The sequence below is a fragment of the Leisingera sp. JC1 genome (genome assembly GCF_001679925.1).
Lineage (GTDB): Bacteria > Pseudomonadota > Alphaproteobacteria > Rhodobacterales > Rhodobacteraceae > Leisingera.
Map to the genome: position 1 here is coordinate 39,458 of NZ_LYUZ01000091.1, position 12,617 is coordinate 52,074.

A 12,617-nucleotide genomic window follows, 5' to 3' on the forward strand; every position below is an offset into this window, starting at 1 on the left:
TTGGCAATACCCGCTCTAGTCATAGCTGACCGACAGTTTGTCGGTCGTTGGCAAAGATTGACATGTCAGGATCGCACCGTTTGCGATGTCTTTGTCTTCAAGCGCCATGCGGGCGCGCATGTGAACGTCGCCAGAGACCAGCCTGGCGCGACATGCTCCGCACACCCCTGATTGGCAAGAGAACGGCGGTTTCAAACCTGCGGCCTTGGCCGCTTCCAATATGGTCTGACCCGGGGAAATGCTCACGGTTTGTTGAGCACCGCCGAGCGTCAGCTCCATCGACGATGCAATGCCCTCGACGCTAGTGTCGAGGTCGGCAGTACCTCCATAGCTTTCCATGTGGATACGTTTGGTTGGCACGTCCAGCGACATCAGCGCCGTTTTCACGGCTTTATTCATGCCGCCTGGGCCGCAGACATAATACTGAGCGTCCTGTGCGTAAGGCGGGTTTTCCGTGATCAGAGCTTCGATAGCGTCCTTGTCTACAATGCCCTTACGCCAGTACCCGGCGTTGGACCACCAACTCGGCTTTGAGAAGACATGATGTATGGACATCCTTTCCGGGTGGGCTGTCCAGATACCATTCAGTTCATCGTCAAGCAGGATGCTCTTTTCATTGTTGTTGCCATACGCCAGATGCGCGACCGAGTTGGGTTCCGCAGCCATGACCGAGCTGAGCATGGCGTAGAGGGGAGTGATGCCTGAACCTGCACCAAAGAAATAATGCGTCCGGCGCGCGCCCTGCGCAGGGTCAAGGCAAAACCCGCCGAACGGGGGCATGACATCGATCACGTCCCCCTTTTGCACATTGTCATTGATGTGGTTACTGACGATGCCTCCTTTGACGCGCTTTACGGTGATCCGCAGCGGATCGCCTGTGAAGGGAGAAGACGAGATAGAGTAGCTGCGGCGCTGTTCTTCACCTTCAACAACAAAGCGAAACGAAAGGTGCTGGCCTGGTCGCCACGCGAAGGTTTTCCGCAAGATTTCTGGCACGTCGAACATTACCGTCTTGGCCAAGCCGCCGATTTCTTCGCGGGTGTCTAGAACTGTAAGGGGATGGAAGTGGCGCGTCATGCTTTCTCTCCCAACCATTTCAGGACCACTTTTTGATGGTCAATAACAGGGCTTTCCCCAACCGCGGCCGGGCCGGTTTCGAAATAAGGCGACTTCAGCGATTTCTGCTGTTGTTCGCAGGCGTAGATGTCCTCTCCGGTAAAGTCGCCAGCGACCATCGGATCCTCCTCACCCACGGCGTCATGAGCCTCGTATTTGCCGCTCAAGCCGAACTTGGTCCAGAAGTTCGACGACTTCATGGATTGCTTAGCAAACTCCCATCCAGAACTGTTGGACACACGCCCGCGATTGGTCACGCGCGTCAATTCGGGACCAAGCGGTTCGATGATGAAGATGTTCCAGCCGTCTTCCGACCCCGCCAGCCCAATACCGGGAAACAGCATCGGCACCCTGAGCTACTCCCCAATCGTTGGACATCTTTCGGCGTAACTTAAGCTACTCTCTGCTCCTGCTGACCTGTTTGGGTTTCGTCTTTTCTCAGCCAATAAACCACGGCGGGAGGTTTGCCGCCAAGGGCGGAATGGGGGCGTTTGCGGTTGTAAAATTCGACCCACTTGCCGACGCCCACGTTTGCTTCTGATCCTGTTTCCCATGCGTGCAAGTAGACGCACTCGTATTTCAGGCTGCGCCAGAGCCGTTCGACAAAGATATTATCGAGGAACCGACCCTTGCCATCCATCGAGATGCGCACGCCTGAGCGGCGCAGACGATCTGTCCAGGCAAAGGACGTGAATTGGCTCCCCTGGTCGGTGTTCATGATCTCTGGCGGGCCGAAGCGGTGGATCGCCTCATTCAGAGCCTCGACACAGAAGTCGGCTTCCAGCGTGTTCGAGATGCGCCAGGCCAGAACCTTGCGGGTATGCCAGTCCATGATCGCCACCAGATACAAGAAGCCCCGTCGCATTGGCAGGTAGGTATGGCGCGACAATCTGGGTGAGACGCTGGCGACAATCAGGATGAGATTCTATGTCGCGGCATCTGTGACGTTATCATCGTGATTGCCGCTGGCAAGATTTTCTTCGGCTGTTGGTTGTCGCTCCGCGTCAATCAGGGGCGTGTTGTTGATTGTCGCGTAGGCAGCAGGCCTGCCTCTCTTCCGTTTCGCCTCCATGGCCGATCGTCGTCTGTAGCTTTCCACGTTCATCTCGAAGATGGTGGCATGGTGGACGAGCCGGTCGACGGCCGCGAGGGTCATCGCCGGATCGGGGAAGACCTTGTTCCATTCGCCGAAGGGCTGATTGACGGTGATCATGATGGACCGCCTCTCGTACCGCGCCGAGATCAGCTCGAAGAGGACGCTGGTTTCGGCCTGGTCCTTGGTGACATAGGCGAGATCATCGAGGATCATCAGGTCGAACTTGTCCAGTTTCGCAATGGCAGCCTCGAGCTGCAATTCCCTGCGGGCCACCTGCAGTTTCTGGACAAGGTCGGTGGTTCTCGTGAACAGCACCCGCCAGCCGTTCTCGATCAGTGTCAGGCCGATGGCGGCCGCAAGATGACTCTTGCCGCCACCGGGCGGGCCGAACATCAGGACATTGGCGCCCTTGGCCAGCCAGCTGTCTCCCGCCGCCATGGCCATGACCTGTGCTTTCGAGATCATTGGAACTGCGTCGAAGTCGAAGCTGTCCATCGTCTTGCCGGGCGGCAGGTGCGCTTCGGCAAGATGGCGGGCGATCCTGCGGTGGGCGCGTTCGGCCAGTTCGTGCTCCGCAATAGCGGCCAGGAAGCGGGCGGCAGGCCAGCCCTCCCGGTCAGCCTGTTCGGCGAATTGCGGCCAGAGGATCTTGATGGTGGGCAGCCGCAGGTCGTTCAGCATGATGCTGAGGCGGGCCTCATCGACGGTATGGGAGCTCGTCATGCCGGTACTCCTGCTGCATCCGCCGTTATGACGAGGGCTTCATAGCTGTCCAGGGACACGGATTGCACGGTGACGGCCGGCAGGCAGGCCGGGTCCGGGGCGAAGTGCCTTCGCAGGACAGCAAGATCGGGGAGACCGCCGGCCTCGAGCACCTTTGCCAGTTCCGCCGCCAGCGCCCGCTCGCAGCTGCGCTCATGCGCCAGGGCAAGCAGCTCGACGGTGATCTTGCAGGCCTGCCGTTCGGGCAGCCGGTCGATGAGCGCCTCGAAGGCATGCCGGTACTCCTGGCGCGGGAAGAGCTTGTCGCGGTAAACGAGATGCAGAAGGGCCATGGGCTTTCTGCGCAGCGAATGGATGACATGGTGGTAGTTCACGACCTGGTCATGCTTGCCGTTCGCCTTGGCCCGCCCCCGGGGCAGAGTCAGCAGGCGGGTGCCGCCGGTGAAGACATCCAGCCTGTCGTCAAACAAGCGCACCCGCAGCCTGTGTCCGATCAGGCGGGAAGGCACGGTGTAGAAGACCTTGCGCAACGTGAAGCCGCCGGTGCTGGAGACGGTGACGATCACCTCCTCAAAGTCCGTGCTGCGGCGTTCGGGCAGCCCCTGCAGATATGGCCGTTCGGCAGCGATACGCTTGCCACGGGCAGCATTGCGGCGCCCCACGATCTCATCAATGAAGGCACGGTAGCTATCGAGATCCCCGAAATCGGCACTGCCCCGCATCAGCAGCGCATCCCGGATCGCGCTCTTGAGATGGCCGTGGGCGCTTTCGATCGAGCCGTTCTCATGCGCCACCCCCTTGTTGTTCCGCGTCGGCGTCATCCGGTAATGGGCGCATAGGGCGTCATAGCGCGTCGTGAGATCCGTCCGCGCGTCGGCATCGAGGTTGCGGAAGGCAGCCGACAAACTGTCGCTGCGATGAGAGGCCGGCGCCCCGCCCACCGACCAGAGTGCATTCTGGAGCCCTTCGGCCAAAGCGACAAAGCTCTCGCCGCCCAGGATAACATGGGCATGCTCGAAGCCGGACCACGGCAAACGGAAGTGATAGAGCAGATGCTCCAGCGGCTGGCCTGCGATCGTCACGGCCATCGCCCCCAGATCGGTGAAGTCCGACAAACCGAGCCGGCCCGGTTCATGCACCTGCCGGAAGATGACCTCCTGATCTTCGCCATGCACTGCCCGCCAGGCCCGGATCCGCCGCTCCAGCGTCCGGCGGATGCCTGGGGACAGTTCGGGGTGGCGGCGCAGCATCTCCTCAAAAATCGCGACCGGGCGAAGGCCAGGGGCTGATTGCAAAAGAGGGACGACTTCAGCGTCGAAAATGTGCTCAAGCGGGTCAGGCCGCCGCCGCCCTCGCGTCTGGGCCTTCTGCGAGGGCAGCTTGGGATCTTTCGAAATACGGTATCCGGTCGCCCGGCTCATCCCGGCCTTGGCCGCGGCGACTTCGATGGGGTGGTCTTGTCTCAGCTTCATGAAAAGTCTCATCTGATGATCGGTTACATGGCGCCCCGGCACAAAGGTGGTTCTCCATTCCTGAAAACCACCAGCGTAGCGGGCCGGCCGCGATCACAGACCCCAAAAACGGGCGAAGCGGCGGGCGTGTGCCTCCGGTCGGGCTACGCCCTCCCTCATACGTCTTGTGGCCCTTCGCCGCCTTGCTGGTGTTGGGCTTCTGGTAGATCGGCATCAAGCCCATGAGCCGCATCAACCGTCTGATCCGTTTCTCGTTCACCAGATGGCCTTCGTTGCGAAGATGCCAGGTCATCTGCCGAACACCGAAGAACGGCGTTTCCAGAAACTGCTCGTCGATCAGACGCATTAGCGCCAGATTCAGCGCCGTCTCGCCCTTGGGCTGATAATAAAACGAAGACCGCGGGATCGACAGCAGCTTGCATTGCTTACCAATGGGTAGATTGGCATTGGCCGGTTCGATCATTTTCCGCCTCACTTGCCGATCCACGGCTTGAGCTTTCGTGACAAAAAATCATTGGCCACGGCCAGCTCCCCGATCTTGGCGTGCAGTTCTTTGACCTGCTCTTCATCAATCTCCGGGGTTTTCTTGCCGCCACGCTCGAATACGCCGGACGCGCCCTCCAGGAGCGCCCGCTTCCAGCTGTGGATCATCGTCGGATGAACGCCAAATTGGCTTGCCAGCTCAGCAACAGTCCGCTCGCCCTTCAAAGCCTCAAGCGCGACCTTGGCCTTGAACTCAGGCGAATGGTTCTTCCGTTTCGACATCTCTGATCTCCTCTGCGTCGAAGATCAACAGACAGCAAATCGCAGCTTACGTCAGTGTCCGATTTTCGGGGAGTAGCTCACCCAGGCGCCATTCATGTCTTTTGGGATCACACGCGGAGCGATCAGCTTGCTTTCCTGATCTTTTAGAAACGCTTCGACTGGTGGTTCCCAGAACATGTAGTGCGGGCCTTCCCAATGGTACTTGGCCGCCTTGTGGTCATACATCTGCAGCGTGTTCGAATGCAGATGACTCAGGTGATAGACATCAATGTAATTCTCAACGACAACCTTCCAGTTGGCCTTGATCTCATAGCTCGTGTTCAACTCTTCGTATTCGACAAGCTCCTCAGGAACATGTGGTCCGATATGCGGTTCAGTGGGTCCGAACCATTCAGCAATTGACGGCGCATCTGAATCGGGATGCACGAAGATCATCGACTTCCAGATATCCACTTTGGCGGGCTTTAGGCCGAGGCAAGATTTGTCCACCTGTCCGAACTCCTCCTGTTCCTCCGGAACAGAGACCAGGTTGCCTTCCAGATTGTATGTCCAGTCATGGTATGGGCAGGTTAGAGCCTTTTGCGTCTTACCAACTGCACGGATCAGTTGTGTGCCGCGGTGACGGCATATGTTGTGGAATGCGCGCAGACGGCGGTCCCGGCCCATCACCACGAAGATGTTGTTCAGACCGGCTTGAACGGTGATGTACTGGCCCGGCTCGCTCACATCTTCCATGAAACCGGCATAGCGCCAGGTCTTTGAGAAGATGTCGCGCATCTCGCGGCCATACCAGGCTTGCGAGGTATAGGCTTCGACGGGCAAAAGATGCAGCATGGGTTTCATGTCGGGACCTCCTCAGGTAGTTTGCGGCAAGAAGTCGAGAACGACCAACAACAGGCCTAAGACCACCCAAGCAATCTGGATCAGCCAAAACAGGATCGGGTCTTCATCGCGGGTCACATCTGACAGCAGAAACGCGTGGCCCGAGTAGAAGTTTGGGATCGTCCAATAGAGAAACAGGAGCCCCCAGAGCGCTTGATAGCCAAGGGCCGTTGAGACCATCAGGATCACGAAGGTTGCGTAGTTCAGCAGTCGAGAGCGGGTCATTTCGTGTCTTTCAAAGTGTTGAGAAGCATCTGAGCCGTGGTTTTTGCGCGCGCTTGCCACCCCACAGACATGTTCAATGAAGCTAGTGATGTTGCGTTGAAATAGACGGCTACGATGCCATGCGCTGTTGCCTGCAACTGGTCATTGTCAGCGTCAGGGAAATCAGATCGTAGAATGGTGGAAACCGCGTCTTCGAAATCGAGAACAACGTTTCGACATTCAGCTTGGAGGTCAGCGTCCTCGGCGGCCCGTGCCGTCAGCGCCGCAAAAACCAAAACGTATTCAGGTGACGACGTACCGGCCTCCGAAAACAGGATATCAACAAGCCATTTGGACCCATGGGTCGGGGGCGCCGCGGCAATCATGGATTCAGTCTGCTCAGTAAAACCGCGAAAAACATAGTCCTGCAACGCGGCGATCATGTCTTCACGGTTGCCAAGATGGTGGCGCACCAACGGGCGCTTCAATCCCGCTTCCTCAGCAATCTGTGCAAGCGACGCGCCTTCTACACCATAGCGAGCCACGCAGTGAATGAGAGCTTGCATGACCTGCTCATAGCGATCATCGCGGTTTGACGGACGACCAACCATCTCAGTTCCAATAGCGAAGCGTGAGCGTCCTCGACGTATTCGGTCCCGCGACTGTCAGAGCATCGCCGAACCTTGGTGGAAGACCGCTCCTGCCCATGGAAGCGAAGCTGTAACCTTCGGTCGGGACCTCTCCTTCGAGGTCGAAATTGCCGTCACTATCTTCGTCATGCAAAGCCGCAATTGCGTATGAACCGGTTGGCAGATCATGGAATGCCACTGACACGCGACCTTCGTTTGCGGGAACGATGGCCAAGGCCGCAGCGTTCATGACGTCCATCGCTTCAAACGCGGTCTCGTCATCAAAGGCCGCAACGACCAATACACCGTTGGAGTTGCGTATGCCGTCAATGCTTGCGGTTAGAGCACCGGTTTCAGTTGCCAAGGCAGATGCGCTCAGAGCGCAAGACAAACCGATTGCAGCGGTGATCATTAACTTTCGGGGAAGCATCGCGCGCTCCTTAACTGTCAAGTGTGACAGCAAATAGAGGCAACGCATTTAACTGTCAATAGTGACAGTTAAATTGCTTCATGATGAGCAGCCTTTCGTCGAAAAATCATCAAAGGCAGTTTGTCTAAGATTTTTCGATGCGGGCCAGTTGGTTAGGTTGGGCTTGGCGGGGTGGTCCGCGTTGACAAATCTGACAAGGTGGAAGCCGCGGGATGTGTGTGCTGCGCTATGGGGAAAGCGCAGGCATCCGCCATGGATATTGGTGGAATTTTCGCGGGGTTTGCTGAGCTTGGGCGATTGGCGGCACGGCCTTTGGGGCAGTGTCTGGAAACTTCGCGGGTCTTGCCGGGGCGGTTTTCATCGTCTTGAGGTGCGAGCACGAGCGTAGGCCAAAGCGCACCGTTGACCAGCATGGGAAGTTTCTGATCTCAGAGTGGTTGTGAGACGGGCTTTTCATCATGTGGCCTGCAATCTTGGTGGTGCCCGGGATCGCGGAACCTCGCCGCGCCGGAAGGTTTCGATGATGCGCATGGGTCCGCCGCAATCGGGGCATGGTTCGCGCAGGGTCAGGGGTTCTTTGAGGTCGTCTTCTGGCTGGTCCGGTTCGCCAGAGCCCGCCGTTCCGAGAACCGCGCGGACCCGGGCGACTTTCTCTTTGCGACCACTGCCCGCGAGGAAGCCATAGTGTCGGATGCGGTGGAACCGGTCGGGGAGGACATGGATCAGAAAGCGGCGGATGAACTCGTCGGTTGCAAGTCGCATCACCTTCATCCGGTCCCCGCGCTTGATCCGGTAATCCTTCCAGCGGAACGCTACGGTGTCGGCGTCAGCGCTGACCAGGCGATGGTTTGAGATTGCCACGCGGTGTGTGTACCGGCTCAAATAGGCAAGCACCGCCTCCGGACCACCGAAGGGCGGTTTGGCATAAACAACCCAGTCGATCTTGCGCAGCGGGGCCGACCATTCGGCGAAGGCGGGTGCGTCCGCCAATCCCACAAGATCTCCGAAGAGTCTCAAGTGCCCGGCACCGTGCAGAGCCATCAGCCCGTCCAGAAACAACCGACGGAACAGCCGCGACAGCACGCGCACATGCAGAAAGAATCCGGGCTTGCACGCAACCCACCTTGTGCCGTCCGGCGACAGGCCGCCACCCGGGACGATCATGTGGATGTGGGGATGATGGGTCAGAGCCGAGCCCCAGGTGTGCAGCACGCTGGTCAAGCCGACACGGGCGCCGAGGCGCTTGGGATCGGCGGCGATTGTCATGACCGTTTGAGCGGACGCTTGAATCCGCCTTGCACGCCGCGATCTGAATGATGAATGAGCCCTGGAACCGGTCCACGGCGCCCCAGAGCCATGTTCAGGGCATCACAGCACAGTTCGGATCGCAGATGATTGTCCATTGCCCAACCGACAATCTCGCGCGTGGCCATGTCCTTGAGGGCGGCGACATAGAGCCATCCTTCATCCGTATCGACGTAAGTAATGTCAGCGAGCCAAACCCGGTTCGGGGTTGTACAATCGAACCGTTGTTCCAGCAGATTTGGCGACGGTTTGAGGCTGTGATTGCTGTCTGTGGTGCGCGGCTTTCGGTGCTTGCACAGGCGCGGCGTGACATTGTTTTCCCGCATTATTCTGGCCACGCGCCGCTCCGAAACGTCCTCGCCATCGGCTTTCAGATCCTGGTGGACCCGCTTTGAACCATACCGTTTTTTGCTTTGAGAAAACGCCTCTTTAATCTTTGGAAGCAACTCGGCGTCCCGGTCGGTACGCAGCTTTTGCCGCTGATCTCGGGCAGGTTGTGACTGGACAAAGCCGTAAAACCAGCTGCGCGCAACACCAACAAGGCGACAGAGCTGAGCGATCGGGTAAACAGTCTTGTGGGCAGCGACGAAAGCACGTTTCGCGTTCATGTCTTCGCTGCCCTTGAGGCAAAAAAAGCGGAAGCTTTCTCGAGGATCTCATTTTCCAGCTTCAAGCGTTTGTTTTCCTTCCGCAGACGATCCAGTTCCGCCGCATCCGCCTGTTGCCTGCGCAGTGCCGCCATCGATCCTGCCGCTTCGATCTCCAAGCGCCACGTCTTCAGCTGCGGGCTCGTCACACCCAGTTCCCTGGCCACGCCGGTTTGTGTGGCACCAGGCTTATATAGCCGGCCAACAGCTGCGGCTTTGAATTCATCTGTGAACGTTCGTCTCGATTGTCCCATTCCATGCTCCTTTCCTGGACAGGGGTAATTTACCCCGGTGTCCGGGAACAGGAACGAAGTTCACATCCCAGAGCGCATCTGCCATAGCACTGCGTGCTGTTATTCCTCGCCGGTGATGTGCCCTGTCACCACATGCTTAAGGCCCAGTTCTTTCATCTCCACAACCGCCCTCACTTCGAAAGTTTTTCCGGAAGTGTCCGCCCCGCGCATCGCTTCTTCGATTGCTTGTTGAGAAGTGACACCGACCTGCTTGAGGAACTTGCGCATAGACATATTGAAGCTGTCTGACATATTCGATCCCTTTCAAATTTTCATTTTACCCGACGTTCTTCCACATAGAACTTACCCGCATAGCGGCTAGGTAACTTATCCAACTTGAGTCCAACGCCACGCGGCATTTGGGCCGCAGTATTCCGTGCGCGATGGCCGCTCTGCCTCTAGTTGCTCGACTTGAATGCAGCGAAGGCCAGCATTCCTTTTGATACGATCCTGCCCCTACCGGAATCCACCCCAACTGAATGGAACCGGACCTAAGTTGAACAAGGACAACGACCAACGCGGACTCCGTTTCTTTTGAAGAACAACATCGCATCAATATCTGCCATTGACACGAATTTGATATTCATGTCACACATCGAATGCGGGATGCCATGGCTTCTCGTCAAACAATCATCTTGCTAGGAAGTCGTCGCCAACAGGGGACGACACATGCCGATAGAACGTTACAAATCCTTGGTCACGATCGCTGGCGTTTGCAGCTGGAAGAAAGCGGGGCAGGTTTTTCAAGTTCGGTATGACCTAGTAAAACCAGGGGTGAACAGCGGTGCTCCGGCGTACAATTGTATCTACATTGTGGACGGCCAGGAGCACGTTCTGGTCCCGTCCAATGCCAGACCGAGCGGCTTTGTTGAGGAACGCCAGATCAACCTCTGGCCCGGTATTCTCAAAAAGCATCACCTGGAATACGGTGACGGTTCAATGCTGGTCTTCAACCCGGAGGATCAAACCATCTCTACCTGGATGGTCGGCCCTGACGGCAAGGCTGAACTCAGCACAACCGGCGGAAACAGAACAGCGGCGGAAAGCTAGCCACGGCGCGGCGCGGCCGCTGCTTCCTGCACCTGACGCTGAAAATAAGCACCAAGTCAGTGCCGCAACCTCCCCGCCGGAAAAGTCTGCGCGGCGCATGGGCGTGTGCATGTCCAGGCATGCGCCGGGTTTCCCAGGTATCACGAACATTCTGAATTTCGCCTGCAATGGGCGAGATCCCGCGGCGCCGGCCCTGCGGGTATTTGCCGTGCAACTGAGACCATGAATGGAACGAGGGATTTGACCCTGCGCAAAGCTGGGAACCTCCTTATCCGAAGGCCCAAGCTGGGGGAAATCAGCTGGTCTCGTGGTCCACCCGCAGGGGCGCACTCCACAGGCAGACCTATTTAGCGCTATCTGGCTTTTGGAAAACGACGAAACACTCAACAGAACAAAAAGGAAGGCGGCATGAACACCATCTGCCAATGGTTCTACCTGGCTGGATATGGCGGATGGATCATGCCTCGCTGCCTGCGCAGGCTGACTGCGCGTTCTGAGTTTCATCGGGCGTGGGTGACCGGCAGTCTTGGTTTCTTCGAGGAAGACGGCGTGAGGTTCAGTCCAGCCAGCCCCTACTATCCGCCCGGCTGACCACAGCGAATTTCTCACTGAATGAAAACAGCGCGGCCCAGGGGACATCCGGGCCGCGGCACCCCGGCTATTGCCGTTTGGAAACAACAATTTGCGAAGTGCCGCGGGTGTCCCGAGCTGTTGTCGGACTGCTCGCGTTGCAAAAGGAACGAGGGATTCGTCATGCGCAACAAAGGACATACCCAGCTTGTCAGAGGCGGCCAGACGACACAACACTGGACCCGCATGGCAACTCAGGTGTTCAAGTACAGCACCTCGGTAGCTGCTGCAGCGTTCACCATCACGTTTCTGGTCCTGGTCGCTCAGAATTACGAAATGGATAAGGTGCGCCTCACCGGTATCTACTGGATCGCGGGCTTTGTCAGGTTGCTGACGCCGCACCGGCGGGGKAGTTCTCTGTCATGCTGAACATCGAAGATTTGTCCCGGATCAAAGGCTTCCGGTTTCCGCGGAGTGTGATTGGTTACGCCGTTTGGGCCTACCATCGGTTCGCCCTGAGCCTGCGCGACGTCGAGGAACTGTTGGCGGAACGCGGTGTCGCAGTTTCGTACGAAACGATCCGTGACTGGGTGAACCGGTTCGGGCATCAGTTTGCTGCAAAGNGGGCTTTGTCAGGTTGCTGACGCCGCACCGGCGGGGTAGTTCTCTGTCATGCTGAACATCGAAGATTTGTCCCGGATCAAAGGCTTCCGGTTTCCGCGGAGTGTGATTGGTTACGCCGTTTGGGCCTACCATCGGTTCGCCCTGAGCCTGCGCGACGTCGAGGAACTGTTGGCGGAACGCGGTGTCGCAGTTTCGTACGAAACGATCCGTGACTGGGTGAACCGGTTCGGGCATCAGTTTGCTGCAAAGATCCGCCGGGACCGTTCAGCGCCGGCGGACAAATGGCATCTCGATGAAGTTGTGATCCGGATCAAGGGCCGGAGCCACTGGCTCTGGCGGGCCGTCGACGCCGAGGGCGATGTGCTCGAAATCCTGATCCAATCGCGGCGCAATAAGGCCGCGGCTCACCGTTTCCTACGCAAACTCATGAAACGGTGGGGCCAGCCCCGTGTTCTGGTGACGGACAAACTGCGATCCTACGGCGCGGCCAAGGCGCAGATCGCACCCGGCATAGAACACCGTCAGCACAAAGGGTTGAACAACCGGAGCGAGGCGTCCCATCGGCACACACGGCGGCGCGAGAAGATCATGGGCCGTTTCAAATCGCCGCGCCAGGCACAGCGATTTCTATCCGTCCACGATCAGATCGCCAACTTGTTCCGACCCAAACGCCACCGCCTATCCGCCAGATCCTATCGCCATGCGAGGTCCGATGCGCTCGGCCTCTGGGCAGGCTATGCCGCAGAACTGACCGCCTGATTACAGGAAGCCACCCATAGGTATGGTCGCGCGTCAACAACCTGACAAAGCC

At 58.1% G+C, this 12,617-nt stretch carries 16 protein-coding genes and 4 pseudogenes; 5 read left to right on the forward strand and 15 right to left on the reverse strand.

The window, feature by feature from the left end:
- Nucleotides 1-15: 15 nt before the first annotated feature.
- From A9D60_RS12640 to A9D60_RS12710, 15 genes and pseudogenes are all read right to left on the reverse strand, one after another.
- Nucleotides 16-1,077, reverse strand: a complete 1,062-nt coding sequence (locus tag A9D60_RS12640) for a 2Fe-2S iron-sulfur cluster-binding protein (protein WP_065267941.1) — start codon at nucleotides 1,075-1,077, stop codon at nucleotides 16-18.
- Complete coding sequence (locus A9D60_RS12645) at nucleotides 1,074-1,460, reverse strand: SRPBCC family protein (RefSeq protein ID WP_065267942.1); 387 nt, start codon at nucleotides 1,458-1,460, stop codon at nucleotides 1,074-1,076. The genes A9D60_RS12640 and A9D60_RS12645 overlap by 4 nt, the downstream gene beginning before the upstream one ends.
- A 47-nt stretch (nucleotides 1,461-1,507) precedes the next feature.
- Nucleotides 1,508-1,993, reverse strand: a pseudogene (locus tag A9D60_RS12650) (IS3 family transposase); the annotation flags it as partial.
- A gap of 48 nt (nucleotides 1,994-2,041) precedes the next feature.
- Nucleotides 2,042-2,935: an IS21-like element helper ATPase IstB gene (istB, locus tag A9D60_RS12655; protein WP_065267943.1), complete on the reverse strand. Its 894-nt coding sequence runs from the start codon at nucleotides 2,933-2,935 to the stop codon at nucleotides 2,042-2,044.
- On the reverse strand, nucleotides 2,932-4,449 hold the full coding sequence (gene istA / locus A9D60_RS12660) for an IS21 family transposase (protein WP_065267944.1): 1,518 nt from the start codon (nucleotides 4,447-4,449) through the stop codon (nucleotides 2,932-2,934). The genes istB and istA overlap by 4 nt, the downstream gene beginning before the upstream one ends.
- Before the next feature lie 166 nt (nucleotides 4,450-4,615).
- A pseudogene (locus A9D60_RS27460) lies at nucleotides 4,616-4,870 on the reverse strand (IS3 family transposase); the annotation flags it as partial.
- An 8-nt stretch (nucleotides 4,871-4,878) separates the two neighbouring features.
- On the reverse strand, nucleotides 4,879-5,172 hold the full coding sequence (locus A9D60_RS12670; RefSeq protein ID WP_061048509.1) for an IS3 family transposase: 294 nt from the start codon (nucleotides 5,170-5,172) through the stop codon (nucleotides 4,879-4,881).
- Between the two features lie 51 nt (nucleotides 5,173-5,223).
- Entirely contained in the window at nucleotides 5,224-6,015 is a 792-nt protein-coding gene (locus A9D60_RS12675) for an aromatic ring-hydroxylating oxygenase subunit alpha (RefSeq protein ID WP_065267945.1), read from the reverse strand.
- Between the two features lie 12 nt (nucleotides 6,016-6,027).
- On the reverse strand, nucleotides 6,028-6,279 hold the full coding sequence (locus A9D60_RS12680; protein WP_065267946.1) for a hypothetical protein: 252 nt from the start codon (nucleotides 6,277-6,279) through the stop codon (nucleotides 6,028-6,030).
- Nucleotides 6,276-6,824 carry a TetR/AcrR family transcriptional regulator gene (locus tag A9D60_RS12685; protein WP_175392959.1) on the reverse strand — a complete coding sequence of 183 codons (549 nt, stop codon included), beginning with the start codon at nucleotides 6,822-6,824 and terminating at the stop codon, nucleotides 6,276-6,278. The genes A9D60_RS12680 and A9D60_RS12685 overlap by 4 nt, the downstream gene beginning before the upstream one ends.
- Nucleotides 6,825-6,870: 46 nt before the next feature.
- Nucleotides 6,871-7,299 (reverse strand): DUF2141 domain-containing protein, encoded by a 429-nt coding sequence (locus A9D60_RS12690; protein WP_217492059.1) that lies wholly within the window; start codon nucleotides 7,297-7,299, stop codon nucleotides 6,871-6,873.
- Nucleotides 7,300-7,773: 474 nt separating this feature from the next.
- Nucleotides 7,774-8,604 (reverse strand): annotated as a pseudogene (locus A9D60_RS12695) (IS91 family transposase); the annotation flags it as partial.
- Nucleotides 8,580-9,230: an IS3 family transposase gene (locus A9D60_RS12700; protein ID WP_065267949.1), complete on the reverse strand. Its 651-nt coding sequence runs from the start codon at nucleotides 9,228-9,230 to the stop codon at nucleotides 8,580-8,582. The pseudogene A9D60_RS12695 and the gene A9D60_RS12700, both read right to left, overlap by 25 nt.
- Nucleotides 9,227-9,523 (reverse strand): transposase, encoded by a 297-nt coding sequence (locus A9D60_RS12705; protein WP_065267950.1) that lies wholly within the window; start codon nucleotides 9,521-9,523, stop codon nucleotides 9,227-9,229. The genes A9D60_RS12700 and A9D60_RS12705 overlap by 4 nt, the downstream gene beginning before the upstream one ends.
- A 99-nt stretch (nucleotides 9,524-9,622) precedes the next feature.
- Nucleotides 9,623-9,814 (reverse strand): DUF6494 family protein, encoded by a 192-nt coding sequence (locus A9D60_RS12710; RefSeq protein WP_065267951.1) that lies wholly within the window; start codon nucleotides 9,812-9,814, stop codon nucleotides 9,623-9,625.
- A 417-nt stretch (nucleotides 9,815-10,231) separates the two neighbouring features.
- Here A9D60_RS12710 and A9D60_RS26115 point away from each other — a divergent pair, with 417 nt between their 5' ends.
- From A9D60_RS26115 to A9D60_RS12735, 5 genes and pseudogenes are all read left to right on the forward strand, one after another.
- Nucleotides 10,232-10,612 carry a hypothetical protein gene (locus A9D60_RS26115; RefSeq protein ID WP_141117917.1) on the forward strand — a complete coding sequence of 127 codons (381 nt, stop codon included), beginning with the start codon at nucleotides 10,232-10,234 and terminating at the stop codon, nucleotides 10,610-10,612.
- Nucleotides 10,613-11,020: 408 nt separating this feature from the next.
- Complete coding sequence (locus A9D60_RS12720; protein ID WP_065267953.1) at nucleotides 11,021-11,203, forward strand: hypothetical protein; 183 nt, start codon at nucleotides 11,021-11,023, stop codon at nucleotides 11,201-11,203.
- A gap of 225 nt (nucleotides 11,204-11,428) precedes the next feature.
- The gene (locus tag A9D60_RS12725) at nucleotides 11,429-11,611 is read left to right on the forward strand and encodes a hypothetical protein (RefSeq protein WP_217492060.1); all 183 of its coding nucleotides are present in this window, start codon (nucleotides 11,429-11,431) and stop codon (nucleotides 11,609-11,611) included.
- A pseudogene (locus A9D60_RS12730) lies at nucleotides 11,605-11,805 on the forward strand (IS6 family transposase); the annotation flags it as partial. The gene A9D60_RS12725 and the pseudogene A9D60_RS12730, both read left to right, overlap by 7 nt.
- Before the next feature lie 49 nt (nucleotides 11,806-11,854).
- The gene (locus A9D60_RS12735) at nucleotides 11,855-12,565 is read left to right on the forward strand and encodes an IS6 family transposase (protein ID WP_065267956.1); all 711 of its coding nucleotides are present in this window, start codon (nucleotides 11,855-11,857) and stop codon (nucleotides 12,563-12,565) included.
- The last annotated feature ends 52 nt before the right edge of the window (nucleotides 12,566-12,617 follow it).